At 71.9% G+C, this 22,709-nt stretch carries 24 protein-coding genes; 13 read left to right on the top strand and 11 right to left on the bottom strand.

Features of this window, described 5'->3' with window-relative positions:
• Positions 1-30: 30 nt before the first annotated feature.
• The gene (locus QBL25_RS25980; RefSeq protein ID WP_409059375.1) at positions 31-3,225 is read left to right on the top strand and encodes a tetratricopeptide repeat protein; all 3,195 of its coding nucleotides are present in this window, start codon (positions 31-33) and stop codon (positions 3,223-3,225) included.
• Here QBL25_RS25980 and QBL25_RS25975 read toward each other — a convergent pair.
• Positions 3,222-3,434, bottom strand: a complete 213-nt coding sequence (locus QBL25_RS25975) for a hypothetical protein (protein ID WP_409062780.1) — start codon at positions 3,432-3,434, stop codon at positions 3,222-3,224. The genes QBL25_RS25980 and QBL25_RS25975 overlap by 4 nt on opposite strands.
• 19 nt (positions 3,435-3,453) lie before the next feature.
• The gene (gene mca, locus QBL25_RS25970; protein WP_409059374.1) at positions 3,454-4,335 is read right to left on the bottom strand and encodes a mycothiol conjugate amidase Mca; all 882 of its coding nucleotides are present in this window, start codon (positions 4,333-4,335) and stop codon (positions 3,454-3,456) included.
• A gap of 115 nt (positions 4,336-4,450) precedes the next feature.
• Between mca and QBL25_RS25965 the strand changes: the two genes are divergently transcribed.
• Positions 4,451-4,882, top strand: coding sequence for a DUF4307 domain-containing protein (locus QBL25_RS25965; protein WP_409059373.1), 432 nt, complete (start codon positions 4,451-4,453; stop codon positions 4,880-4,882).
• Between the two features lie 211 nt (positions 4,883-5,093).
• The gene (greA, locus tag QBL25_RS25960) at positions 5,094-5,591 is read left to right on the top strand and encodes a transcription elongation factor GreA (RefSeq protein WP_409059372.1); all 498 of its coding nucleotides are present in this window, start codon (positions 5,094-5,096) and stop codon (positions 5,589-5,591) included.
• A gap of 71 nt (positions 5,592-5,662) precedes the next feature.
• Here greA and QBL25_RS25955 read toward each other — a convergent pair whose 3' ends face one another.
• The 3 genes from QBL25_RS25955 to ilvA all read right to left on the bottom strand — a co-directional run bounded on the left by QBL25_RS25955 (position 5,663) and on the right by ilvA (position 9,010).
• Positions 5,663-6,529 carry an ABC transporter permease gene (locus QBL25_RS25955; protein WP_409059371.1) on the bottom strand — a complete coding sequence of 289 codons (867 nt, stop codon included), beginning with the start codon at positions 6,527-6,529 and terminating at the stop codon, positions 5,663-5,665.
• A complete protein-coding gene (locus QBL25_RS25950; RefSeq protein ID WP_409059370.1) occupies positions 6,526-7,566 on the bottom strand; it encodes an ATP-binding cassette domain-containing protein in 1,041 nt (346 codons plus the stop codon). The genes QBL25_RS25955 and QBL25_RS25950 overlap by 4 nt, the downstream gene beginning before the upstream one ends.
• A 214-nt stretch (positions 7,567-7,780) precedes the next feature.
• Positions 7,781-9,010, bottom strand: a complete 1,230-nt coding sequence (gene ilvA / locus QBL25_RS25945; RefSeq protein ID WP_409059369.1) for a threonine ammonia-lyase — start codon at positions 9,008-9,010, stop codon at positions 7,781-7,783.
• A gap of 145 nt (positions 9,011-9,155) precedes the next feature.
• On the opposite strand from ilvA, the gene QBL25_RS25940 reads away from it, so the two are divergent.
• The 3 genes from QBL25_RS25940 to QBL25_RS25930 all read left to right on the top strand — a co-directional run bounded on the left by QBL25_RS25940 (position 9,156) and on the right by QBL25_RS25930 (position 10,510).
• Positions 9,156-9,659: a MarR family winged helix-turn-helix transcriptional regulator gene (locus QBL25_RS25940; RefSeq protein ID WP_409059368.1), complete on the top strand. Its 504-nt coding sequence runs from the start codon at positions 9,156-9,158 to the stop codon at positions 9,657-9,659.
• Positions 9,660-9,779: 120 nt separating this feature from the next.
• On the top strand, positions 9,780-10,259 hold the full coding sequence (locus QBL25_RS25935; RefSeq protein ID WP_409059367.1) for a sigma factor-like helix-turn-helix DNA-binding protein: 480 nt from the start codon (positions 9,780-9,782) through the stop codon (positions 10,257-10,259).
• Positions 10,256-10,510, top strand: coding sequence for a hypothetical protein (locus QBL25_RS25930; protein WP_409059366.1), 255 nt, complete (start codon positions 10,256-10,258; stop codon positions 10,508-10,510). Before QBL25_RS25935 ends, QBL25_RS25930 begins: the two co-directional genes overlap by 4 nt.
• A 13-nt stretch (positions 10,511-10,523) precedes the next feature.
• Here the strand turns inward: QBL25_RS25930 and QBL25_RS25925 are convergent, their stop codons facing one another.
• Positions 10,524-11,678 (bottom strand): cystathionine gamma-synthase, encoded by a 1,155-nt coding sequence (locus tag QBL25_RS25925; RefSeq protein ID WP_409059365.1) that lies wholly within the window; start codon positions 11,676-11,678, stop codon positions 10,524-10,526.
• A 90-nt stretch (positions 11,679-11,768) separates the two neighbouring features.
• Here QBL25_RS25925 and QBL25_RS25920 point away from each other — a divergent pair, with 90 nt between their 5' ends.
• The 5 genes from QBL25_RS25920 (at position 11,769) to QBL25_RS25900 (ending at position 16,487) form a co-directional block, all read left to right on the top strand.
• On the top strand, positions 11,769-12,887 hold the full coding sequence (locus tag QBL25_RS25920; protein WP_409059364.1) for a hypothetical protein: 1,119 nt from the start codon (positions 11,769-11,771) through the stop codon (positions 12,885-12,887).
• Positions 12,888-13,077: 190 nt separating this feature from the next.
• Positions 13,078-13,782: a peptide-methionine (S)-S-oxide reductase MsrA gene (gene msrA / locus QBL25_RS25915; protein WP_409059363.1), complete on the top strand. Its 705-nt coding sequence runs from the start codon at positions 13,078-13,080 to the stop codon at positions 13,780-13,782.
• Positions 13,783-13,864: 82 nt separating this feature from the next.
• Complete coding sequence (locus QBL25_RS25910; protein ID WP_409059362.1) at positions 13,865-15,085, top strand: HNH endonuclease; 1,221 nt, start codon at positions 13,865-13,867, stop codon at positions 15,083-15,085.
• Between the two features lie 152 nt (positions 15,086-15,237).
• On the top strand, positions 15,238-15,879 hold the full coding sequence (locus tag QBL25_RS25905; RefSeq protein ID WP_409059361.1) for an ATP-dependent Clp protease proteolytic subunit: 642 nt from the start codon (positions 15,238-15,240) through the stop codon (positions 15,877-15,879).
• Between the two features lie 2 nt (positions 15,880-15,881).
• Positions 15,882-16,487 carry a ClpP family protease gene (locus QBL25_RS25900; RefSeq protein WP_409059360.1) on the top strand — a complete coding sequence of 202 codons (606 nt, stop codon included), beginning with the start codon at positions 15,882-15,884 and terminating at the stop codon, positions 16,485-16,487.
• A 13-nt stretch (positions 16,488-16,500) separates the two neighbouring features.
• On the opposite strand, the gene QBL25_RS25895 is transcribed toward QBL25_RS25900, so the two are convergent.
• Positions 16,501-16,914 carry a helix-turn-helix domain-containing protein gene (locus QBL25_RS25895; RefSeq protein WP_409062779.1) on the bottom strand — a complete coding sequence of 138 codons (414 nt, stop codon included), beginning with the start codon at positions 16,912-16,914 and terminating at the stop codon, positions 16,501-16,503.
• Between the two features lie 285 nt (positions 16,915-17,199).
• On the bottom strand, positions 17,200-18,165 hold the full coding sequence (locus QBL25_RS25890) for an aminoglycoside phosphotransferase family protein (protein ID WP_409059359.1): 966 nt from the start codon (positions 18,163-18,165) through the stop codon (positions 17,200-17,202).
• A 128-nt stretch (positions 18,166-18,293) separates the two neighbouring features.
• On the opposite strand from QBL25_RS25890, the gene QBL25_RS25885 reads away from it, so the two are divergent.
• Positions 18,294-19,103, top strand: coding sequence for an alpha/beta fold hydrolase (locus tag QBL25_RS25885; protein WP_409059358.1), 810 nt, complete (start codon positions 18,294-18,296; stop codon positions 19,101-19,103).
• Here the strand turns inward: QBL25_RS25885 and QBL25_RS25880 are convergent.
• Together QBL25_RS25880 and QBL25_RS25875 are read right to left on the bottom strand one after the other, a co-directional pair.
• A complete protein-coding gene (locus tag QBL25_RS25880; protein ID WP_409059357.1) occupies positions 19,100-19,486 on the bottom strand; it encodes a VOC family protein in 387 nt (128 codons plus the stop codon). The two genes, QBL25_RS25885 and QBL25_RS25880, sit on opposite strands and share 4 nt — an antisense overlap.
• Before the next feature lie 290 nt (positions 19,487-19,776).
• Positions 19,777-20,835: an NAD(P)-dependent alcohol dehydrogenase gene (locus QBL25_RS25875; protein ID WP_409059356.1), complete on the bottom strand. Its 1,059-nt coding sequence runs from the start codon at positions 20,833-20,835 to the stop codon at positions 19,777-19,779.
• A gap of 118 nt (positions 20,836-20,953) precedes the next feature.
• Here QBL25_RS25875 and QBL25_RS25870 point away from each other — a divergent pair, with 118 nt between their 5' ends.
• Positions 20,954-21,892, top strand: coding sequence for a helix-turn-helix transcriptional regulator (locus tag QBL25_RS25870; RefSeq protein WP_409059355.1), 939 nt, complete (start codon positions 20,954-20,956; stop codon positions 21,890-21,892).
• Positions 21,893-21,911: 19 nt separating this feature from the next.
• Here the strand turns inward: QBL25_RS25870 and QBL25_RS25865 are convergent, their stop codons facing one another.
• Positions 21,912-22,682: a group II truncated hemoglobin gene (locus QBL25_RS25865; RefSeq protein ID WP_409059354.1), complete on the bottom strand. Its 771-nt coding sequence runs from the start codon at positions 22,680-22,682 to the stop codon at positions 21,912-21,914.
• Positions 22,683-22,709 lie beyond the last annotated feature (27 nt).

Below are 22,709 nucleotides of genomic sequence, written 5' to 3'. Positions count from 1 at the left end.
GGCGACCAGTGCACGCGGAGGGGGACCCATATGCGGGACAGCCATCGGGCCGAAGCCGAGCGGCTGTTGGTGCGGGCGGTGGAGGAAGAGGTGCGGCGCTCCGGCGGCCGTGTCGACGGGGGCGTACTGCTCTCCCGGGCCAGGTCCTCGCTCGACGCCATGGGACGGACCGCGGCCGAGGAGTACGCGGCGTACACGCACGCCCTGGACGAGTCGGAGGCCGGACAGCTCTCCTTCCGGCAGCGGTACGCGAAGGAGGGCGCCGGGACGCCGCTGCTGGTGGCGGCGGTCGCGGCCGTCGGCGCGTGTCTGGCCGACCTGGTGCTCGGCACGGAGGTCTCGACCGCCATGAGTGCGGGCGCCGCCGTCGCCGTCGTCGGCGCGGCCACCACCGTCGTGAAGGTCACCGCCTCCCATGTGCCCGCGGCCAGCCGCCGCGCCGGCGCGATCAGCCAGCCGGGCGGGCCCGAGCAGCTGCGGCTCCAGTGGCTGACGGCCCTTGAGGTGCGGGGCATCCGGCCCTTCCTGGACCAGCAGCGGGTGCTCCAGGCGCCCACCGGCAAGAAGAAGGCCGCCCCGCAGCTGCGGGGCACGGACAAGAGCGCGGCGGCCCGCAGGCGCACCGTACTGGAGCAGTCCTTCGCGCAACTCCCCGAGCCCGACGGCCCGTTCGCCGGACGCCGGGCCGAGCTGGCCCGGGTCACCCAGTGGGTGCACGCCGCGCGGGCCTCCACCGAGACCCGGCCCACCGTCGTCGTGCTGCACGGCGCGCCGGGCTCCGGGCGCTCCACGCTCGCCGTCCGGGCGGCGCATGACCTGCGGGACCAGTTCCGGGGCGCCTGCGTCGTGGATCTGCGGGGCGAGAGCTCCCAGCCGCTGTCCACGCGGGACGCGCTGCTGCACCTGCTGAATCGATTGGGCGCCCCGCGCGAGCAGCTGCTCTTCCGTGAGCGTTCCTCGCAGGAACAGCAGGTCAAGCGGCTCGGCGAGCTCTACCACCAGTATCTGACCGGCCTCGCCGTCACGGTCGTGCTCGACGACGCGAGCGATCCGGAGCAGGTGCGCACCCTGGTGCCCGAGCGCTCCGACAGCCTCGTCGTCGTCACCTCCCGCAAGCCCCTGGAGTTTCCCGCCGACCTCCCCGCCTGGGTGCACCAGCTGCCGGTGGAGCCGCTGGACGCGGCGGGCGCGGAGCAGCTCCTGCGCGAGGCGGCCGAGGACGCCTCCGGTCCCTACGACGCCGAGTCCGCCGACGCGGTGCGGGAGTTGTGCGGCGGTCTGCCGCTGGCGCTGCGCGTCGCCGGGTCCTCGATCGGGACGCGGACGACACGTCAGCTCGCCGCCGACCTGGCCGCGTACGGCCCCGTGGAACCCGTCGAGCGGGTGCTGTGGCTGCGCTACACCGACCAGACCGAGCCCGCGCGGCGCCTGCTGCGCAGGCTCGCGCTCGCCGGGCGAGCCTCCCTGGGCACGGCGGCCGCCGCCGCCCTGCTCGGCGCCGACGAGAACGAGGCGGCCCGCCAGCTGACCGCGCTCTCCCGCGCGGGCCTCGTCGACCACGTGCGCGGCAGCCGCTACCGCCTGCACGATCTCGTACGGGCCTTCGCGCTGGCCCGGCTCATCGACGAGGAGGAGCCCGCCGAGCGCACCGCCGCGCAGGAGCGCCTGATCGTCAGCTACAGCGAGCTCGCCGGGTCGGTGATCCGCCTGGTCGACGGCAAGATGTCGACGCGGGCCGGCCAGTTCGACCGGCACGGCTTCTCCTCGCTGGACGCGGCCCTGCGCTGGCTGGACGACGAGTCGAGCTTCATCACGGCGGCGCTGCGGCACGCGGAGGGCGTCGACCAGGCGGCGGTGCTCAATCTGCTGGGCGCCCTGTGCGACTACTGCCTGCTGCGCGGCGACCTCTACCGCCTGGGCGAGATCAGCGAGCTGACGCAAGCCGTCGACCAGGGCCTTCTCGTACGGAGCGTGCGGTGGCGCACCGGCATCGCGTCCCGTCAGCTCGGCGAGCTCGACCAGGCGCGCACGACCCTGACGTCGGTCGTGGACCTGTACATGGAGGCCCAGCAGGACGCGGGCGCCGCCCTGGCCCTGTGCTCACTGGGGATCACCCTGCACCACCAGGGCAATCTGACGGAGGCGTCGGCCCGCCTGCGCGAGGCCCTGGAGCTCCAGTCCGCCGACGAGCTGGCCGGTGACCGCGCCTGGACGATGCACGCCCTCGCCGCGGTGGAGCGGGACCGCGCCAACCTCAACGAGGCGCTGCGGCTCCTGGAGGACTCCCTCGCCCTGCACCGCGAGAACGACTCCCTGCACGGCGAGGCCTGGGCGCACTTCCAGCTCGGCCAGCTCTGCCTGCGCAGGGGCGACGTACCGCGCGCGGAGGAGCAGCTGCGCGGCGCCCTCGACCTGTACGGGCGCACGCGGGACGGCCGCGGCGAGGCCTGGGCCCTGACGCAGCTGGCGCGGGCCCGCCTGGTGGACGGTGACGCGACGGCCGCGGTGGACGGGCTGCGGCAGGCGGTGGCCCGGCACCGCGAGAACGAGGACGCGCGGGGCGAGGCGTGGAGCGCCTACTACCTGGGCCAGGCCCTGGAGGAGGCGGGCAGCCTCGACCAGGCGGTGCGCGAGCTTGAGCGCTCGCGGACGATGTTCTCGCGGATGCGGGACGTGTACGGCCTGGCCTGCGCCCGGCACCACTCGGCCCGGGTCACCCGCGACCAGCGTGCCGCGCAGACGGGCTCGCTGCGCAACTCCGGCTTCGCGCGCCAGCTCCTGGTGGACGCCCGCGCCGACTTCCAGCGCATCGGCGTCGCGCACGGCGAGGCGTGGACGTGCCTGGAGCTGGCGGTCGTGGACGCGGGCAACGCGCGCGCCCAGCAGGCGCTCGCCCTGTGCGACGAGGCCGCCGCGCTGTTCGCGTCGTACGGCGACCGGCGGGGCGAGGACTGGGCCCGCTTCCTGCGCTGCACCCTGCTGCCGTACGGCTCGCCCGGCGGCTGGGAGATCGGCACCGCCGTCGCGCAGGAGGAGCTCGCCCAGCTGGCCCGCGCCGGTCATCCGACGCGCGACGGCAAGCTGGACGACTACATGGAGGCGTTCGGCCTGCTCCTGGAGCGCGGCGCCGAGCTGGAGGCCGGCTGGCAGGCCTGGCGCCTGGGCATGGTGCCGAACCGTCACTCCCGCGAGGTGATGGGAGTGACGGTGGCCACGGCGGGCTAGCCCTTGCGGGACTCGGCCTCGGAGGCCTTCGCCTCACCGGTGGAGGCCTCCGCGGGCTCCTTGAAGTCGACCTTCCGCATGTGCTTGCTCATCGACTTCATCAGTCCCCAGACGGCGAGAGCCATCACCGCGAAGACGATGAAGCCGAGAACACCCGGGGTCACCTTGTCATCGTCGACCTCTTTGGCGAGAGGGACGAGATGCGTCATTGCCAGATGTGCGTTCACGCTAGGCATTGTCGCGGATGCCCGCAAAGAGGTCGTCCTCGGGGAGGGATGTATCGACGAGCGACTTCGCGAGCTCGTACTCCTCCGTGGGCCAGACCTCCTTCTGGAGCTCCATCGGGACGCGGAACCAGCCGCCCTCGGGGTCGATCTGCGTGGCGTGCGCGATCAGCGCCCGGTCACGGACCTCGTAGAAGTCGGCGCAGGGAACGTGCGTGGTCAGCGTGCGCTCGACCCGCTCGAACTCGTCCCAGCGCTTGAGCCAGTCCCCGTAGGGCGACTCCAGGCCGCGGTCGAGCATCGCCTGGTGCAGCGCCTCGGTGCGCGGCCGGTTGAAGCCCTGGTTGTAGTAGAGCTTCTTCGGCTGGTAGACCGGGCCGAACTCGCTCTCCGGGTACTTCTCGGCGTCCGCCGCACCGTCGAAGGCCACCATCGAGATCTTGTGGGTCATGATGTGGTCGGGGTGCGGATAGCCGCCGTTCTCGTCGTACGTCGTGATGACCTGCGGACGGAAGGAGCGGATCTGCCGGACCAGCTCGCCGGCCGCCTTGTCGACGTCCTCCAGGGCGAAGCAGCCCTCGGGCAGCGGCGGCAGCGGGTCGCCCTCGGGCAGACCCGAGTCGACGAAGCCGAGCCAGTCCTGCTTGACGCCGAGGATCTCGCGGGCCTCCTCCATCTCCTTCCTGCGCACCTCGTGGATGTTCTCCTGGATGTACGTGTCGCCCTGGAGTTTGGGGTTGAGGATGTCGCCGCGCTCCCCGCCCGTGCAGGTCACGACATGCACGTCCACCCCCTCGGACACGTACTTGGCCATGGTGGCCGCGCCCTTCGACGACTCGTCGTCGGGGTGGGCGTGTACGGCCATCAGTCGCAGCTGCTCAGTCAAGACTCTGATCCTCAGTGATCCGGCGCCCTCGGTCATTCGGCGCAATGGGCGGCTTCTATAGTGACGGAACCGGGGGGTGGAAAATTCCGGCATCCCTTTTTCCTGGAGGACGATCATGGTGGCCGCGAGCGACAGCGACATCAGCGGCTCCACGGCGCCCGCCCCCGATGGCCGGTACGGCCACGTGCGCTCGGACGACGAGCGCGCGGACCGCAAGCTGAAGGTCGCCGGTGGCATCCTCGGCGTCCTCTTCCTCCTGATGATCGGCTGGTTCGGATACGACTACGTCTCCGGCACCAAGATCAGCGGTGAAGTGATCAAGTTCGACGTCGTCTCGGACAGCGCGGTCGAGGTGCACCTGGAGGTGCGCAAGGACGCGGACGCCAAGGGCTACTGCACCCTGCGCTCACAGGCCGAGGACGGCGAAGAGGTGGGCCGGGCGGACTTCCGCTTCGACCAGAACGACGGCCGCATCGACAAGGTCGTCACGCTCCGCACAAAGGCCCGCGGGACGAGCGCCGAGCTGCTCGGCTGCCACTCGGGCTGACGTCCGGCCGCCCTGGGGCGCCCCTTGCGCCACACCGGCCACCCGACTCCCCCGGTGTACCTGCCCTCACCTGCGTTGACGTATTTCTGATGGCTTATGTCCTCCCCCTCACGCGCCGGAATTGTTAGGCTCGTGGTTTCGCCCACCCGTTAGGGAACATCCTTCTGGGTAGGGCGATGCTTTGTATTCCCAGTACCTACGAGGAGCACCTGTGACCCAGACCAGCGAGAACGTCACCTGGCTGACCCAGGAGGCGTACAACCAGCTCAAGGCCGAGCTGGAGTACCTGTCTGGTCCTGCGCGCACCGAGATCGCTACGAAGATCGCGGCGGCACGTGAGGAGGGCGACCTGCGCGAGAACGGCGGGTACCACGCAGCCAAGGAGGAGCAGGGCAAGCAGGAGCTCCGCGTCCGCCAGCTGACCCAGCTCCTGGAACACGCGAAGGTCGGCGAGGCGCCGGCCGCGGACGGCGTGGTCGCGCCCGGCATGGTCGTGACGATCGCCTTTGACGGTGACGAGGACGACACCCTGACGTTCCTGCTCGCCTCGCGCGAGTACGCGAGCGCCGACATCGAGACGTATTCGCCGCAGTCCCCGCTCGGCAGCGGCGTGAACGGCAAGAAGATCGGCGAGGACGCGCAGTACGAGCTTCCGAACGGCAAGCTCGCCTCGGTGAAGATCCTCCAGGCTCAGCCGTACCAGGCCTGAGGCCCGCGACAGCGACACGCGAAAGGCCCCCGCACCTGAGGTGCGGGGGCCTTTCGCGTGTCCGGGCCCGGCTAGTCCGCCCGGCGGTACTTCCGGACCGCGAGCGTACGGAACACCACGATGATCAGCACGGACCAGATCAGCGAGGCCAGGATCGGGTGCTCCATCGGCCAGGCCCCCGTGACCGACTTCGGAACTCCCTCGATCGTGTTGCCGAACAGCTCCCGGGCCGCCGCCACCGTGGCACTGAAGGGGTTCCACTCGGCGACGTACTGCAAGAACTTCGGCATGCCGTTGACCGGCACGAAGGCGTTCGAGATGAACGTCAGCGGGAACAGCCAGATCAGTCCGCCCGAGGTCGCCGCCTCGGGAGTGCGCACGGACAGGCCGATCAGCGCGCCGATCCACGTGAACGCGTACCCCAGGAGGAGGAGCAGGGCGAAGCCCGCGAGGACCTTGCCGATGTTCTCGTGCGTGCGCCAGCCGACGATCAGCGCCACCGCCGCGAGCACGGCCAGGGTCACGGCCGTCTGCACCAGATCCGCGAGGGTGCGCCCGGTCAGCACGGCACCGCGCGCCATCGGCAGCGACCGGAAGCGGTCGATCAGGCCCTTGTGCATGTCGTCGGCGATGCCCGCGCCGGCGCCCGCCGTGGCGAACGTGACGGTCTGCGCGAAGATGCCCGCCATCAGGAATTCCTTGTAGGCGCTCGCGCTGCCCGCGGGCGCACCCGGGATGTTGATGGAACCGCCGAAGACGTACGTGAACAGCACCACGAACATCACCGGCTGGATGACCCCGAACAGGATCATCTCGGGGATCCGGGTCATGCGGATGAGGTTCCTGCGGGCCACGACGAGCGAGTCCCTGGCCGATTGGACGATGCCGCCCTTGGGGCGGGGCGCAAGGAGCTGTCGTGTGTCGGATACAGCGCTCACTTCGCACCCTCCGTGTCCGTGGCGGCCGTGGCGGCCGTGGCACCTGTGGCACCCGAGCCGTCCGTGGTGTCCGTGGCGTCCTCGCCGTTCGTGGCCACCTCGGCCACGTGTCCCGTCAGCGAGATGAACACGTCGTCCAGGGTCGGGCGGCGCAGGCCGATGTCGTCGATCTCGACCCCGCGGTTGTCCAGCTCGCGGATGACCTCCGCGAGCAGCTTGGCGCCGCCGGAGACCGGGACGGTGAGCTTGCGGGTGTGGCTCTCGACGGCGACCTCGCCCTTGCCGAAGCCGCGCAGGACCTCGGTGGCCGCGGTGATCTGCTCGCGCTCGTGCACCACGACCTCGACGCGCTCGCCGCCCGTCTGCGCCTTGAGCTGGTCGGAGGTGCCGCGGGCGATGACCCGGCCGTGGTCGACGACGCAGATGTCGTGCGCCAGGTGGTCGGCCTCTTCGAGGTACTGGGTGGTGAGCAGCAGGGTCGTGCCGCCCGACACCAGTTCCTGGATGACCTCCCAGAGCTGCTGGCGGTTGCGCGGGTCGAGGCCGGTGGTCGGCTCGTCCATGAACATCACCGGGGGTGACACGACGAGTGCGGCCGCGAGGTCGAGGCGGCGGCGCATACCGCCTGAGTACGTCTTGGAGGGGCGGTCGGCGGCGTCGGCGAGGTGGAACCGGTCGAGCAGCTCGCCCGCCCTGACCTTCGCCTCCTTGGCCTTCATCTGGTAGAGCTGGCCGACCATCTGGAGGTTCTCGCGGCCGGTCAAGTACTCGTCGACGGCGGCGAACTGGCCGGAGAGGCCGATCGACCGCCGTACTTCGTTCGGATGCTTCAGTACGTCGATGCCCGCGACGACCGCGCGGCCGCTGTCCGGCGTGAGAAGCGTCGTCAGACAGCGGACCGCCGTGGTCTTGCCCGCGCCGTTCGGCCCGAGGAGGCCGAGCACGGTGCCTTCCGGGACATCCAGATCGACGCCGTCCAGAGCCCTTACGTCGCCGAAGGTCTTCACGAGACCTTCGGCGTAGATGGCGCCTGGCATGTGGGTTCTCCCCGTGGTGTGGGTGACTTCCTACGGAAAACTTTAGATTTGCCGGGTGTGAAGCGCCCGGCGACCAGTGACGTGAGACACACCATAACGCGATACATCGCGTCTGTTCAACGGGTTTGGTGAAGCCTGTGGACAACGCAAAATATCGGGGAACAGCCGTGCGCGCCCGGGAATTTCGGCGCGGTGACGGGCGCGGCGCCCGGCCTCAGCCGATGACGGTGTAGCCCGCCTCGCGCAGGGCCGCGCCGACCTCGGCGCAGTGCGCCGGTCCCTTGGTCTCCAGGTGCAGCTCCACCTCCACCTCGGTGAGTCCGAGGCGCGGATCGGTCCGCACGTGGCCCACGTCGAGGACGTTGGCGTCCACCACCGACAGCACCCCGAGGAGCGTGGCCAGCGCCCCCGGCCGGTCCGTCAGGCGCAGGCGCAGCGAGAGGTAGCGGCCCGCGGCCGCCATGCCGTGGCGCAGGATCCGCTGCATCAGGAGCGGGTCGACGTTGCCGCCGGACAGGAGCGCGACCACCGGCCCCTCGAACGACCGCGGCCTGCTCAGGAGCGCCGCGACCGGGCTCGCGCCCGCCGGCTCGACGACCATCTTGGCGCGCTCCAGGCACAGCAGCAGCGCGCTGGACAGCTCGTCCTCGGAGACGGTCACGATGTCGTCGAGCAGCTCGTCGATGATCCGGAACGGCACGTCACCGGGGCGCCCGACCTTGATGCCGTCGGCCATCGTCGCCGGGTTCTCGATCGACACCGGGTGCCCCGCGGCGATCGAGGGCGGGTACGCCGCCGCGCCCGCGGCCTGCACGCCGATCACCTTGACGTCCGGGCGCACCGTCTTGACGGCCACCGCGATGCCCGCGGCCAGCCCGCCGCCGCCGACCCCCAGGACCAGGGTGCGCAGCTCGGGGCACTGCTCCAGGATCTCCAGGCCCACCGTGCCCTGCCCCGCGATGATGTCGGGGTGGTCGAAGGGGTGGATGAAGACCGCTCCCGTCTCGTGCGCGTACTCCTGGGCCGCGGCGAGCGTCTCGTCGACCACCTGGCCGTGCAGCCGCACCTCCGCGCCGTACTCCCGGGTCGCGGCGACCTTGGGCAGCGGCGCGCCCACCGGCATGAACACCGTGGAGCGCACGCCGAGCAGCGAGGACGCGAGGGCCACGCCCTGCGCGTGGTTGCCCGCGCTCGCGGCCACCACACCGGCCGCGCGCTCCTCGGGATACAGGCCCGCGATCCGCACGTACGCGCCGCGCAGCTTGAACGAGCCGGTCCGCTGGAGGTTCTCGCACTTGAGGTGCACCGGCGAGCCCACCAGCTGCGACAGGTGCCTGCTGCCCTCCATCGCCGTCACCCTGGACACACCGGAGAGCATCTTCTGGGCACCGCGCACGTCGTCGAGGGTGACCGTCGGCAAGGAGTGAGGCGTGCGGTAGCTCATGACCTCCAGTCTCCCAGTTCACACCGGGGTCCTCTTGCGGTGCCCACGTGCCGAGACTGGTTTGCGCAGCGCCGGTACGCCCCGCGTCCCGGCCGCGTACCCTGTCCCCCAACCCATCGCCCTCGCATGAAGTGAGCCCCCGGCCATGCCCACAACTCCGGACATGACGACCGCCAGCGATCCCGGCCTCCTCGACACGCTGCAACACCAGGTGGCCGTGTTCGCCCGCCGTGCGGAGCAGACCCGCCTCGGCGGCGTAGGACAGGTCCGCAACTCCATGGACCGCGCCGCGTATCTGCTGCTCAACCGCCTCGACAAGGAGGGGCCGATGGGCGTGAAGGCGCTCGCGGCGAGCATGGGGATCGACTCGTCGACGGTCACCCGGCAGGTCGCCCCGCTGGTCGACACGGGGCTCGTCAAGCGCACCTCGCACCCCGAGGACGGCCGTGCCGTGGTGCTCCAGCTGTCGCCGCGCGGCGAGGCACGCCTCAACGAAGTGCGCTCCTCGCGGCGCGACCTCATGGCCGAGTTGACGGGTGACTGGTCCCCGGAGGAGCGCGAGAGCTTCTGCACGCTCCTCACGCGCTTCAATTCCGCGCTCTCCGCCCGCCAGACCTCGCAGTCCACTCCGGACACCCCCGCTTCCTGACCCGGGGCGCCCGCTTTCCGCGGCCCTGCGGCTCCCGGGCCGTGCCCGCCTCTTGACCCCGGCCACCCGCCTGGCCTCATATGAGACCGGGGGCCCGTCCCCCTCCAGGCGGGAGGCGCGGTGCGCGGACGGCAGGCGTCGGTGAGCGCCCGCCGGGCCCGGGAGTTCGAGGCATTCGTCGCGGGCGCGGCAGGGCGGCTGCTGCATGCGGCGACGCTGCTCACGGCCGAGCCCCCGGACGCCAACCCACGCGCGCGTGCCCTGCTGACCGCGTCCCTCGCGCACTCGTACGCGACCTGGGACCGGATGCGCGGCGAGGACCCGTACGACCGCACGCGCCAGCAGCTGGCCGTCCGCTTCGCCCGCGGGGCCTGGCGCAGGCACCGCGGCCACGGCGGCGTCCTGGCCCGCCTCACGCCCCAGGAGCGGCTGATTCTCGTCCTGCGGCTGTACGAGGGCGTCGCCGAGGAGCAGACGGCGGCGCTGCTCGGCCTGCCCGCCGACCGCGTGGAGACGATCTGCGCCCGGGCGATGGAGACCGTCCTGCACCCGCCGCGCGGCCCGGCGCCGACGGTCCTGGGAGAGGCGGCCCCGTCATGAACCACTACGACCGCAGGGCGAGCGAGGTCCGCCACCTCCTGGACGACGGCACGCCGCCTTCGGCACCGCCCGAGCTCCACGAGGAGGCGGTCCGCCGCGGCGGCCGCATGCTCCGCCGCAGGCGGGCGGTGCGCCGGCTGCTGTGGCTCCTGCTGCTCGCGGCGGCGATCGCCTTCGTGATCTGGGCGTCGGCCGAGCAGCCGTGGGTGGAGCCGCCCTCGGAGACGACTCCACCGCTCACACAGTGGTGACCCGCGGCCCGCTCTAGCCCAGCGCCTGCTGGAGGTCGGCCAGCAGGTCGTCCGCGGCCTCGATGCCCACGGAGAGCCGCACCAGGTCCGCGGGGACCTCCAGGGCCGAGCCCACCACGGAGGCGTGCGTCATCCGCCCGGGGTGCTCGATCAGGGACTCCACGCCGCCGAGCGACTCGCCCAGGGTGAACAGCTTCGCGCGGTCGCAGACGGCGACCGCCGCCTCCTCGCCCCCGGCGACCTGGAAGGAGACCATCCCGCCGAACGCCTTCATCTGCTTCGCCGCGGTCTCGTGACCGGGGTGGTCGGGAAGCCCGGGGTACAGGACACGCGTCACGCGCGCGTGCCGCGTCAGCATCTCGGCGACCTTCGTCGCGTTCTCGCTGTGCCGGTCCATCCGGACGGCCAGCGTCTTGATGCCGCGCAGCACCAGCCACGCGTCGAAGGGCCCGGCCACCGCGCCCATCGCGTTCTGGTGGTACGCCAGCTCCTCGCCGAGCGCCGCGTCGCTGACCACCAGCGCGCCGCCCACGACGTCCGAGTGCCCGCCCATGTACTTGGTCAGGGAGTGCACGACGACGTCCGCGCCGAGCGTGAGCGGCTGCTGGAGGTAGGGGCTCGCGAAGGTGTTGTCGACGACGAGCCGGGCGCCCGTCTCCTTGGCGACCTGCGCGACCGCGGCGATGTCCGTGATGCCCAGCAGCGGGTTGGAGGGCGTCTCCACCCAGATCGCCTTCGTCCGGTTGGTCACCGCGGCCCGTACCGCCGCCGGGTCGGAGGTGTCGGCGACCGACCACTCGACGCCCCACCGGGAGACGACCTTCGCGAAGAGCCGGAACGTGCCGCCGTACGCGTCGTTCGGGATGACCACGTGGTCACCGGGAGCGAGCAGCGTACGCAGGAGGCAGTCCTCGGCGGCGAGACCCGACGCGAAGGCGAGCCCCCGGCTGCCGCCCTCGATGGCGGCCAGGTTCTCCTCCAGGGCGGTGCGGGTGGGGTTGGCGCTGCGGCTGTACTCGTATCCGCCGCGCAGCCCGCCGACACCGTCCTGCTTGTACGTCGACACCTGGTAGATCGGCGGGACGACCGCGCCGGTGAGCGGGTCCGCGGTGTTGCCCGCGTGGATCGCGGCGGTCTCGAAACTCTGGCTCCTGAACGTGTCACTCATGTGGCCAGAGCCTAGTCCGGGACGAGGGCGCGGCCGACAAGTTCGAGACTGGTTCGCCAAGTGTCAGAGCAGTCTGGTTCGCTTGTAGTCATGGAGATTCTCTGGGTGCTGATGGCAGCCATCATGATCGGGGCGGTCCTGGGGCCGTTCCTGCTGCGCAGGCGGGGCGGGATCCGCCAGGTCGCCCCCGGTTCACCGGACGCCGCGGACCCGGCGGACTACGGCTTCGCGCGCCAGGAGGAGCTGGACATCCGCATGCCGGGCCCGGACCGCGACCTCCTGGACGTCCTGGACGTCGTCCAGCAGTCGCAGAGCTGGAAGGCGGCCTCGCAGCTCCTCGCGGGCACGGAGGTGCACGGCGAGGTGCGCTGGCAGCGTGTGCAGGCCTTCGCGGGCGCGGCCTCCCTGGAGCTCCAGGAGCGCCCCGGCGGGGTCGGTGACCAGCCGGGCGGGCAGTGGCTGCGGGTGTGGCGGGCCGAGGCGCCCAAGGACGCGGGCGGCGCGGCGGTGCACGCGGAGTTCCTGGTCCAGCAGGCCTGGCGCTCGTCGACGACCGGGACGGACGAGTTCCGGATCATCCTGGAGGAGGCGAAGGAAGCGTGCGCGCAGGCCGCGCTCCTCTCCCCCGGCGACCCCGTCCCGTACATCATCGAGCTGTCGATCGCGCGCGGCCTGGCGTACCCGCGCGAGGAGTTCGAACAGCTGTGGCTGAAGATCCTGGACCGCGCGCCCGCGCACATGGGGGCGCATCTGGCGGCCCTGCACTACTGGTGCGAGAAGTGGCACGGCTCGCGCGACCTTGCCTACGGCTTCACCGAAGCCGCGGCGGCCCGCGCACCCAAGGGCTCGCTCCTGTCCGCGCTCCCGCTCTTCGCGGTGTACGAACACCTGCCCGACCTGAACCTCGTCAGCGGGTTCTACGAGAGCGAGGTCGTCACCAAGGCCGTCGAGGGCGCGCTGTACGCCGTGCACTCGGCCCGTCCGGACGACCCGATGCTGGCGCACGTGCGGCATCTGCTGATCTTCTTCCTGGTCCGCGGCGAGCGCTGGGCGGAGGCGATGAACCAGCTGGTCCACGTGGACGGCCACGTCGGCGCCCTGCCCTGGACGGTCTCCGGCGACCCGGCCGCGGACTACGCGGTGTACAGGGCGCTGGCGGTCGCGGGGTACGAGGCGAACGGCGGCAGCCCGGCGACGCTGTCGCACTGAGCCGGGTGCGTCCGGGGGCGGGCGGGCCGGCGCAGGAATGCGGCCCACTCCGCACACGTTGACGTAGAAGCCGCACGCCCGGCTGGACGCGGAAGCGGCACACCAAGCAGGCAGCGCCCGCCCCCGTTCCGTTCCGTCCCGCCCCTTCCCTTCCCGTCCCGTCCCGCCCCGTCGCAGGAGGAAAGCTCCCATGCTCTTCGGTCGTACGCCCGAGCTCCCCACCCCCGAGCAGGCCCTCAAGGGCCGCGCGACCCCCGAATTCGAGGTCCCGTCCCGCCACACGGTCCTCGGCAACCCCCTCCTGGGCCCGTACCCCGACGGTCTGGAGATCGCGGACTTCGGGCTCGGCTGCTTCTGGGGTGCCGAGCGCAAGTTCTGGCAGACGGAAGGCGTCTGGACGACCTACGTCGGCTACCAGGGCGGCTTCACCGAGAATCCCTCGTACGAGGAGGTCTGCTCGGGCCTGACCGGTCACGCCGAGGTGGTCCGCGTGGTCTTCGACCCGACCCGCGTCTCGTACGCCGCGCTCCTGAAGCTCTTCTGGGAGTCCCACAACCCCACGCAGGGCTTCCGCCAGGGCAACGACGTGGGCACCCAGTACCGCTCGGCGATCTACACCCACTCCGCCGAGCAGGAGGCGGGCGCGGTGGCGTCCCGCGACGCCTACCAGCAGGTCCTGAACGCGGCGGGCCTCGGCGAGATCACCACGACGATCCTCCCGGCGGCCTCCCGCCCGTTCTGGCCGGCCGAGGGCTACCACCAGCAGTACCTGGACAAGAACCCCGACGGCTACTGCGGAATCGGCGGCACGGGCCTCCACCTGGACAGCCCCTCGGAAACAAACTGGGGCCGAGCCTGCCCGACGGGCATCGCGTCTGCGCCTTCCGAGAGCTGAGGACGGACCGGCCCCCTGGCTCGACGGCTCGGGGGCCGTGGGTACGACGTGGCGGTGCGGCCCCCGGCCTATCGTGGGCGCCATGGCTCTGAGCGACATAGGTGAACGGGAAGTCCTGCGGGCCGTCGAGGAGTTCGACCGGCGGGGTCGGAGCACCTTCCTGCACGACTTCGGCTTCAAGCCCTCCCGCGCCTATTTCCTCGTCGTCGACGGCCGGCACTACGACTCGAAGGCCGTTCTCGGCGCCGCCCACGGCTACTTGGAAGGGCAACGTCCGCTGGCGGCCTCGGAGTTCTCCGGCGGCCGGGACCACGCGGCGAAGCTGCTCGGAGCGCTGGGGTTCCAGGTGGTGGCCCAGGAGGCCCCGGCCGATGCCACCCCTGACGGTTTGATCGACCACATCGCCCGACTCCGCGTGGCCCATACGGACACGGGCCCCCGCCTCTACCAGCCGATCACCCTTCTGTGGGCGATCGGCCGGGCTTTCCGTGGCGAGTCACGCACGCTGCCCTGGGGCGAGACGAGCACGGCCCTGAGCGGCCTGCTGCACACGTACGGCCTCCGGGGCGAGCGCCTCCGTCCCGACTACCCCGTCCTCGCGCTCTACCACGCCGGGCTCTGGACTCTCAGCGGCCATCACGGCACGGTTCCGCTCGCCCACGGCGATGCCGGGCCCCGCCGGTGGTTCGCCGAGCAGCAGCCGGACGGGGGCCTGGCCCCCGCGGCGTACGAACTCATGCGGACCTCCGGGCAGGCCCGCGTCGCCGTCATCCAGACGCTCACCGACCGGTTCTTCGGGGACCTGGACGAGGTGCCGCTCCTCACCGGGGTCGGTCTGTACGACGAGTCCGTGGCCGACGACCGGCCTGGCCGGCCGGAAGGCACCGCCGCGCCTTCCCCCACCATGGATGCGGTCACCTCGGCGGCACAGTACGAAAGGCTGTGCACGGTCGTGGAGCGGCGGGAGGAGACTCATGGCGCCGTGCGGCGCCGCGAGAGGATCTCCCGCGACCCCATCCGTTCGGGAGCTGCCAGACGGGCGGTGCTCCTGCGGAGCCGGGGGCGTTGCGAGAATCCCGCCTGCGCCGGGCAGCCCGATGACGTGACGGACTCGGGCGAGCCGATCCTGGAGGTCGACCACATCGTGGAAATCGCGCGAGGCGGCCGCGACCACCCGGCCCAGATGATCGCCCTGTGCCCGAACTGCCACGCCGTCAAGACCCGTGGCAGCACCCGGAATGAACTGCGCTCGGCCTTCCTGGACGTAGTGCGTGAACTGCACCGGCTAACGCGCACGCGTTAGCGGGAAGGCACCAGTCGGCCTCGGGAACGCTCTGCCGTCAGCGAATCTGCCGCAGGCCGAGAAGTCTTACGTGGTGGGTGGGGGCGGTCGAAGGTGGGGGGACACGACAGCGGCCGGCCGGTGTGCCGCTTCCACCGTCAGGAGGACGAACCATGCCCCCCATCGACACTGCCCCGCGGGCCTCCGGGGACGAGACGCCCTCGACGCGGTTCGACGACCATCTGGCCGCGCAGTTGCTGACCCAGCGGATCGTCTTCCTCGGCACCCAGGTCGACGAGGTCTCCGCGAACCGGGTCTGCGCGCAGCTCCTGCTGCTCTCCGCCGAGGACCCGCGGACCGACATCAGCCTCTACATCAACAGCCCCGGAGGTTCCGTCACCGCCGGGCTCGCCATCTACGACACCATGCGGCTGATCCCGAACGACGTGTCGACCCTCGCCATGGGATTCGCCGCCAGCATGGGACAGTTCCTGCTGACCGTCGGCACCGCGGGCAAGCGGTACGCCCTGCCCAACGCGCGGATCATGATGCACCAGCCCTCCGCGGGCATCGGCGGCACGACCGCCGACATCGCGATCCAGGCCGAGAACCTGGAGTTCACGAAGAAGTCCGTCGAGCGGATCACCGCCGACCACACCGGGCAGAGCGAGGAGGTCATCTCGCGCGACGGCGACCGCGACCGGTGGTTCACCGCCGAGCAGGCCAGGGAGTACGGGATGGTCGACCGGGTGCTCGACTCGCTCGCCGACGTGCGGCCGGCCGCGTCCAAGCCGCGGATGGGACTGGGGATCTGACGATGAGCCAGTACACGATTCCGACCGTCGTCGAACGCACCCCGCAGGGCGAGCGCGCCTACGACATCTACAGCCGGCTGCTCTCGGAACGGATCATCTTCCTCGGGACCGAGATCGACGACGGCGTGGCCAACGTCGTCATCGCGCAGCTGCTCCACCTGGAGTCCTCGAACCCCGAGCGCGAAGTCGCCATCTACATCAATTCTCCCGGCGGCTCCTTCACTTCGCTCATGGCGATCTACGACACCATGAGTTTCATCAGCGCCCCCATCTCGACGTTCTGCGTCGGGCAGGCGGCCTCCACCGCCGCCGTGCTGCTCGCGGGCGGCGACCCCGGGCGGCGCTTCGTCCTGGAGCACTCGCGGGTGCTGCTCGGGCAGCCCGCGAGCGGCGGGCAGCAGGGCACGGTCTCCGACCTCAGCCTCCAGGCCAAGGAGATGCTGCGGATCCGCTCGCAGGTGGAGGAGGTGCTGTCCCGGCACTCGGGGCACGACGTCGCCACCCTGCGCGCGGACATGGACCGCGACAAGGTGTTCACCGCGCAGGACGCGGTGGCGTACGGGCTCGCGGACGAGGTCCTCAGCCGCCGGATGCTCGCCGCGGCGTAGCCCTCGAACAGCCTTACGCGGCCAGGCGGATGTCTCCTTGGCGCGGTCGCGCGGGCTGCGCGTGGCGGACCGGCTGCGTGGGGCGGGTCAGCTGCGCGGGACGGGTCAGTTGCGTGTGGCGGGTCAACTCGGTCTGGGCCAGGGAGAGCAGGTCCGCCAGGCTCAGGCCGAGTGCCCGGGCGCCGGCCGCGAGGACTTCGGAGGAAGCCTCCTTGCGGCCGCGCTCCACCTCGGAGAGGTACGGCATCGAGATGCGGGCCGCGTCGGCGACGTCCTTGAGCGTGCGCTCCTGGGCGAGGCGCTCGCGGCGCAGCACGTCACCGATCACGTCCCGCCACAGGGGCTCTTTCGCCGCCGGTGCATCCGGGGCGGCCGGTACGGCGGGGGCGGCGGGGACGGCAGGCGGGGTCAGGGGCGTGGTGCGCATCGGGGCGGGGCGCGTCCCGGCCGTACGCGCGGCGCGTGGACGCAACGGGATGACGCGGGCCGGCTCCTGGGAGCCGGCCCGCTTCCGGGGCCCGGCCTGCTCCCCGGGCTCTGCCTGCTCCGGCTCGTTGTACCGCTCGTGGCTGCTCACCCCCTCAGCGTAGGAGCCGTCCCGCTTCCCGGGCAGTGATCGGCGTTCCGCCCCCGGCGAAATCCCCCGAGCGGCACCACCCCACCGGGCGGCCCGGCGCCTGCCGCCGCCTCGCGTCAGGCGCCGGGCGCCGCCTCACGTCAGGGCCTCCGCGAGCGCCTCCGTCGCCTTGACCAGCCATGCGGGGTCGCCGTGCCGCAGCCCCCAGTGGGCCGCCGTCACCGCCCGCGCCTGCGCCCACCTCCTGGCCCGTTCGCGGTCGACCTCCGCCGCGTCGGCGAAGACGTCCAGGCGGCGCAGGGCCGCGGCGCGGGGATCGGGGGCGGTGAGCAGGGCGTCGAAACGGGTGCGGAGCAGCGTGATGGAGTCGTACGCCGGGTCGCCGACGTAACCCTTGGGGTCGATGGCCAGCCAGGGTTCGCGGTCGGACCTCAGGACGTTGGTGAAGTGCAGGTCGCCGTGGACGAGGGTGTCCGGCTGGTCGCGGCCGAGCTCGCGCACGGTCGCGATCGCCGCGGCCACCACGCGCGCGGGCAGCGGTGACCCCAGATCCCGGCCCTCGTCCCGCAGTTCGCACTCCCACTCGGCGACGAGCGAGCTCATCCGGGGCAGCCCGGCGGGTGCGGGCACGGCGAGGCGGCGGGCCAGGCGCCCGGCCACGGCCACCGCCTCGTCGGTGTCCGCCACGTCGGCGAGGGAGCCCCCGCCCGCTCCAGCGCCGTTCGCCCCTACGCCGTTCGCCCCTGCCCCTCCCCCTCCCGCGCGCTCCAGGAGCATCGCGAACCGGGCGTCGTCCCGTTCGTACAGGCGGACCGCGCCCCGGCCCGACCACACCGCGAAGGCGTCCGGCTCGTGCGCGTTGCCGGGGTGCGGGAAGGAGATCTTCAGGACGGCGGGCGTCCGGTCGTACCGCCGTCTCACGGGGACGACGAGGCCGACCTGCCCGTGCGTGACGGCGTCCGTCGGCTCGCAGTCCCAGCGCCGCAGCAGTTCGTCGGCGAGTCCCGGCAGCGTCGCGAGCCAGGCCCGGCCGCGTTCGCCCTCCCGGTGGACCGTGCCGCGCGCGAAGTCCTCTGGTACGTCGATGGGTGTCCCGGTCATCCCGGCACCCTAGGTCCTGCCCTGCCCGACCCCCTAGGCCCCGTCCCGTCCCGTCCGACGCCCTAGGTACCGTCCCGTCCGGCCCCCTAGGTCCCGTCGGCGGACCGCCGATGGTTACCGTTCGTCCCATGCCCTTCGCCGAAGCCGCCGACGGAACCGCCCTGCACTACGAAGTCCACGGCTCCGGCCGCCCCCTGGTCCTGCTCAGCGGGCAGTCCAACAGCCGCCGCTGGTGGGACCCGGTGCGGGACGACTTCGCCGCCGCGTACCGGACCGTCGTCCTGGACTGGCGCGGCACCGGCGAGAGCGGGCGCCCCGACACCGACAGCTACAGCACGCCCGGCTTCGCCCGTGACGTCGTCGCCGTCCTGGACCACGCGGGCATCGAACGCGCGCACGTGTACGGCACCTCTATGGGCGGCCGGGTCGCCCAGTGGATCGCCGCCGACCACCCCGGGCGGGTGGACCGCCTCGTCCTCGGCTGTACGTCACCGGGGGCGCCGCACGGCATCGAGCGCGGCCCCGCGGTACAGGCCGCCCTCACCCAGGGCGACCCGGCGGCGGCGCACCGCGCGCTGATGGAGCTGATGTACACCCCCGGCTGGATCGCCGAGCGGGAGCGCGGCGCCGCGAAGCCGGTGTTCCACACCCTCGGCGATCCGGACATGCCCCCGCACGCCAGGCGGCGCCATCTGCGGGCCAGCGCCCGGCACGACTCCTGGGACGCCCTGCCGCGGATCACGGCGCCGACGCTCGTCGTGCACGGCACGGACGACGTGTTCAACCCGGCCGCGAACGCTCCCCTGCTCACGGAACGCATCGCCGGGGCCCGGATGCGTCTCGTGCCGGGTGCGCGGCACGCGTACTTCGAGGAGTTCGCGGACGTGGCGACGCCGCTCGTGCTCGACTTCCTGGCGCAGGGGCTGGCGGGTGCCTAACTGCCGCTGCCGTACGGCCTGGTGAGGATCTCCAGGCTGTGGCCGTTCGGGTCGTCCCAGTACGCGCCCCGGCCGCCGTCGTTGGTGTTGATCTCGTTCTTGACCGTGTGGTACGGGTCGGCCCAGTAGGTGAGGCCCGCGTCCTCGATGCGCCCGAAGATGGCGTCGAACTCGTCCTCGGAGACCAGGAAGGCGTAGTGCTGGGAGGTGACCGGGCCGTCGCCGGCCTCCATGTAGTCGAGCGTCACGCCGTTCGGGATCTCGACCGGGAGGAACGGTCCGTACCGCGGGCCGACCTCAAGGCCGAGGATGTCGGCGAGGAACTGGGCGGACGCCTTGCTGTCCTTGGCGGCGACGATGGTGTGGTTGAGCGCGATGGACATCGTGCGACCTCTTCCTGTGCGTCTGAAGTGCCCGACCGGACGCCCCTCACCCTAGGCACGCCCCGTCTCCCCGGCATCGGCCGCAGGACCCCCCACCACCTGCGCAATGCGGCCTAGGGCCGCGGCCCGAGGCGAGTTCCGGCCACGCGCACACGCACTCGCACACGCACACACACGCACGCGCACGCGCCGCGCATCCGGATCACGCCCCCACCACGGCCCTGGCCGCCACAGACGCCTCAGGTGACTCAGGCATCCCAGAGATCACAGACGTCTCAGACGCCTCAGGCTCAGATCGTCGCCGCGTCGATCACGAAGCGGTAGCGGACGTCGCTGGCGAGGACGCGCTCGTAGGCCTCGTTGATCTGGCTCGCCTCGATCAGTTCGATCTCCGAGCCCAGGCCGTGCTCGGCGCAGAAGTCGAGCATCTCCTGGGTCTCCCGGATGCCGCCGATCATGGAGCCGGCGAGGGTCTTGCCGCCGCCGATGACGGAGAACAGGTTGAGCGAGACCGGCTCCTCGGGGGCGCCGACGTTCACGAAGGCACCCTCCGGGCGCAGGAGGCCGAGGTACTTGTCCAGCGGCAGCGGCGCGGAGACCGTCGAGAGGATCAGGTCGAAGGACCCGGCGAGCTGCTCGAAGGTCGCGTCGTCACTGGTCGCGTAGTAGTGGTCGGCGCCCAGGCGCAGGCCGTCGTCCTTCTTGCGCAGGGACTGCGACAGGACGGTCACCTCGGCGCCCATGGCGTGCGCGATCTTGACGGCCATGTGGCCGAGGCCGCCGAGGCCCACGACGGCGATCTTCTTGCCGGGGCCCGCGTTCCAGCGGTGGAGCGGGGAGTACGTGGTGATGCCCGCGCACAGCAGCGGCGCGGCGACGTCGAGGGAGAGGCCGTCGGGGATGCGGAGGGTGAACGCCTCGTCGACGACGACGTGGGTGGAGTAGCCGCCGTAGTTCGGCTCGCCGTCCTTGCCGAGGGCGTTGTACGTCTGGACGTTGCCCTGGTCGCAGTACTGCTCGAGGCCCGCCTTGCAGTTGTCGCACTCGCGGCAGGAGTCGACCATGCAGCCGACGCCGACGCGGTCGCCGACGGCGAACTTGGTGACGGCCGGGCCGACCTCGGTGACGACACCGGCGATCTCATGACCCGGGACCATCGGGAAGATGCCCTCGCCCCAGCCGTCGCGGGCCTGGTGGATGTCCGAGTGGCAGATGCCCGCGTACTGGATCTCGATCAGCACGTCGGACGCGCCCACCGGGCGGCGCGGGATGGTGGTCCGCTCCAGGGGGGCCTTGGCGGACGGGGCGGCGTAAGCGGAAACGGTGGTGGTGCTGGTCTGTGCGGTCATGCCGTCCACCGTGCCAGCCACAGGGGCATCTACCCAGGTCACGGCTCTGCCTACGTCCAGTGGTCCTACTACTGGCGGGGACAGGCTCGTACGTCCGCGACGCCGGATACTGGAACGCATGAACGCCGACGCCGAGCAGCCCCCGAGCTCCCCCGTCCCCGAGCCCCTCGACGGCCGCGCCGAGCTCAGCGAGTTCCTGCGCACCCGCAGGGCGCGGCTCCAGCCGGAGGACGTCGGCCTGCCGAACTTCGGGCGGCACCGGCGGGTGCCCGGGCTGCGGCGCGAGGAGCTGGCGCAGCTGGCGGGGGTGTCCGTCGCGTACTACACCCGTCTGGAGCAGGGCAACGGCCGCAACGTCTCGGGTGAGGTCCTGGACGCGATCGCGCGTGCGCTGCGGCTCACGGACGCCGAGCACGCCCATCTGACGCACCTGGCGAAGCCGAAGCAGCACAAGAAGAAGCGTCCGGCGCGCCCGCAGCGCGTGCGGCCCGCGCTGCTCCAGCTGATGGACGCCATGGAGGGCGTCCCCGCCTACGTGGTCGGGCGCCGCTCGGACATCCTCGGCTGGAACCGCATGGCCGCGGCGGTCTTCGGGGACTGGGGCGAGGTGCCGCCCGAGGAGCGGAACTGGGCGCGGATCTGCTTCCTGCGGCCCGATTCCCGCGTGCTGTTCCGGGACTGGGAGCAGAAGGCGTCGGACATCGTGAGCTTCCTGCGGATGGACGCGGGCTGCTTTCCGAACGATCCGCTGCTTTCGGCCCTGGTCGGCGAGCTCTCCGTGAAGAGCGAGGAGTTCCGGAGCCTGTGGGCCACGCACGACGTGCGGGAGAAGGGCCACGGCGTCAAGCGCCTGCACCACTCCCTGGTGGGCGATCTGACCCTGTCGTTCGAGACGCTGAGGCTGCCGGACGACCACGACCAGTCACTGGTGACCTACCACGCGGAGCCGGATTCGGCGTCGGCCGACGCCCTGCGGCTGCTCGCCAGCTGGGGAGCGGACGCGACACGTACGAGCACGGGCGCGGCGGGGACGGGCGCGGCGGGCACCCGGAAGTAGGCCCCCGCCGCCCCGCGCGTCACGGCTGGTACGGAGGCGCCGCGCCCCAGTGCCACGACGGCACCGGCTGGTCGGTGGGGCGGGTCGCGCCGGGCCCCGAGAAGTAGACCGCGAGGCGGGTGCCCCACTCGACGTAGGCGAGGAAGGCGGAGCGGAACTCGGCGTCCGTGGGCAGGCCCGCGTCGTCCGCGGCGTCCTGCATGAGGTTGACCCAGCGGCGGCGCTGCGGCTCGGTGATGCCCTTGCCGAGGTGCTTGCCGACCATCTGGGTGTGCCCGCCGTGCTCCTGGGAGTAGGTGGCGGGGCCGCCGAAGACCTCGCCGAGCCACTGGGCGACGTGCCGGGCGTGCTCGGCGGGCAGGCCCTCGAAGAGCGGGGCGAGGAGCTCGTCCTTGAGGACCTTCTCGTAGAAGACCTCGGTCAGCCGCTCGAAGCTCTCCTCACCTCCCGCCCAGGCGTACAGGGTCGGGGTGGACGCGCCCGTGCCGCGGACGGCGGTGGGCGTGTAGTGGCGCATCTCCTCGATGTTCTCGACGTACGGACGGATCTCCGCGAGGAAGTCGCGGAAGAGTTCCGAGCCGCGGAAGCCCTCCAGGTGGTCCTTGGTCGACGTCCAGGTGATGCGCAGGACGAAGTGCTCGAAGTCCTCCTCGCAGCGGGTGAGTTCGTAGTCCACGCACTGCGGCGCCGCGGCGAGCGGGACGGCGGCCCGAGTGTAGGCGGAGAGGAACTCGGCGGAGCGCTCGGAGGGGATGCGGTAGCGGATGTACTCGACGGTGTGGGTGGTCATGTGACGTCGGCTCCTCGGTGGTGGGCG

Origin of the sequence: Streptomyces sp. SYP-A7185 (genome assembly GCF_046103685.1) — a bacterium.
In the GTDB taxonomy this organism is placed as follows: domain Bacteria; phylum Actinomycetota; class Actinomycetes; order Streptomycetales; family Streptomycetaceae; genus Streptomyces.
The sequence above is the reverse complement of the archived record's forward strand: the minus strand, read 5'-3'. Positions and strand labels throughout refer to the sequence as shown.

Coding starts and splice junctions, on each gene's coding strand:
- QBL25_RS25980 (WP_409059375.1), top strand. CDS start 31: ATGCGGGACAGCCATCGGGCCGAAGCCGAGCGGCTGTTGGTGCGGGCG.
- QBL25_RS25975 (WP_409062780.1), bottom strand. CDS start 3,434: ATGACGCATCTCGTCCCTCTCGCCAAAGAGGTCGACGATGACAAGGTG.
- QBL25_RS25965 (WP_409059373.1), top strand. CDS start 4,451: ATGGTGGCCGCGAGCGACAGCGACATCAGCGGCTCCACGGCGCCCGCC.
- QBL25_RS25950 (WP_409059370.1), bottom strand. CDS start 7,566: ATGCCAGGCGCCATCTACGCCGAAGGTCTCGTGAAGACCTTCGGCGAC.
- ilvA (WP_409059369.1), bottom strand. CDS start 9,010: ATGAGCTACCGCACGCCTCACTCCTTGCCGACGGTCACCCTCGACGAC.
- QBL25_RS25940 (WP_409059368.1), top strand. CDS start 9,156: ATGCCCACAACTCCGGACATGACGACCGCCAGCGATCCCGGCCTCCTC.
- QBL25_RS25930 (WP_409059366.1), top strand. CDS start 10,256: ATGAACCACTACGACCGCAGGGCGAGCGAGGTCCGCCACCTCCTGGAC.
- QBL25_RS25925 (WP_409059365.1), bottom strand. CDS start 11,678: ATGAGTGACACGTTCAGGAGCCAGAGTTTCGAGACCGCCGCGATCCAC.
- QBL25_RS25920 (WP_409059364.1), top strand. CDS start 11,769: ATGGAGATTCTCTGGGTGCTGATGGCAGCCATCATGATCGGGGCGGTC.
- msrA (WP_409059363.1), top strand. CDS start 13,078: ATGCTCTTCGGTCGTACGCCCGAGCTCCCCACCCCCGAGCAGGCCCTC.
- QBL25_RS25910 (WP_409059362.1), top strand. CDS start 13,865: ATGGCTCTGAGCGACATAGGTGAACGGGAAGTCCTGCGGGCCGTCGAG.
- QBL25_RS25905 (WP_409059361.1), top strand. CDS start 15,238: ATGCCCCCCATCGACACTGCCCCGCGGGCCTCCGGGGACGAGACGCCC.
- QBL25_RS25900 (WP_409059360.1), top strand. CDS start 15,882: ATGAGCCAGTACACGATTCCGACCGTCGTCGAACGCACCCCGCAGGGC.
- QBL25_RS25895 (WP_409062779.1), bottom strand. CDS start 16,914: ATGCGCACCACGCCCCTGACCCCGCCTGCCGTCCCCGCCGCCCCCGCC.
- QBL25_RS25890 (WP_409059359.1), bottom strand. CDS start 18,165: ATGACCGGGACACCCATCGACGTACCAGAGGACTTCGCGCGCGGCACG.
- QBL25_RS25885 (WP_409059358.1), top strand. CDS start 18,294: ATGCCCTTCGCCGAAGCCGCCGACGGAACCGCCCTGCACTACGAAGTC.
- QBL25_RS25880 (WP_409059357.1), bottom strand. CDS start 19,486: ATGTCCATCGCGCTCAACCACACCATCGTCGCCGCCAAGGACAGCAAG.
- QBL25_RS25875 (WP_409059356.1), bottom strand. CDS start 20,835: ATGACCGCACAGACCAGCACCACCACCGTTTCCGCTTACGCCGCCCCG.
- QBL25_RS25870 (WP_409059355.1), top strand. CDS start 20,954: ATGAACGCCGACGCCGAGCAGCCCCCGAGCTCCCCCGTCCCCGAGCCC.
- QBL25_RS25865 (WP_409059354.1), bottom strand. CDS start 22,682: ATGACCACCCACACCGTCGAGTACATCCGCTACCGCATCCCCTCCGAG.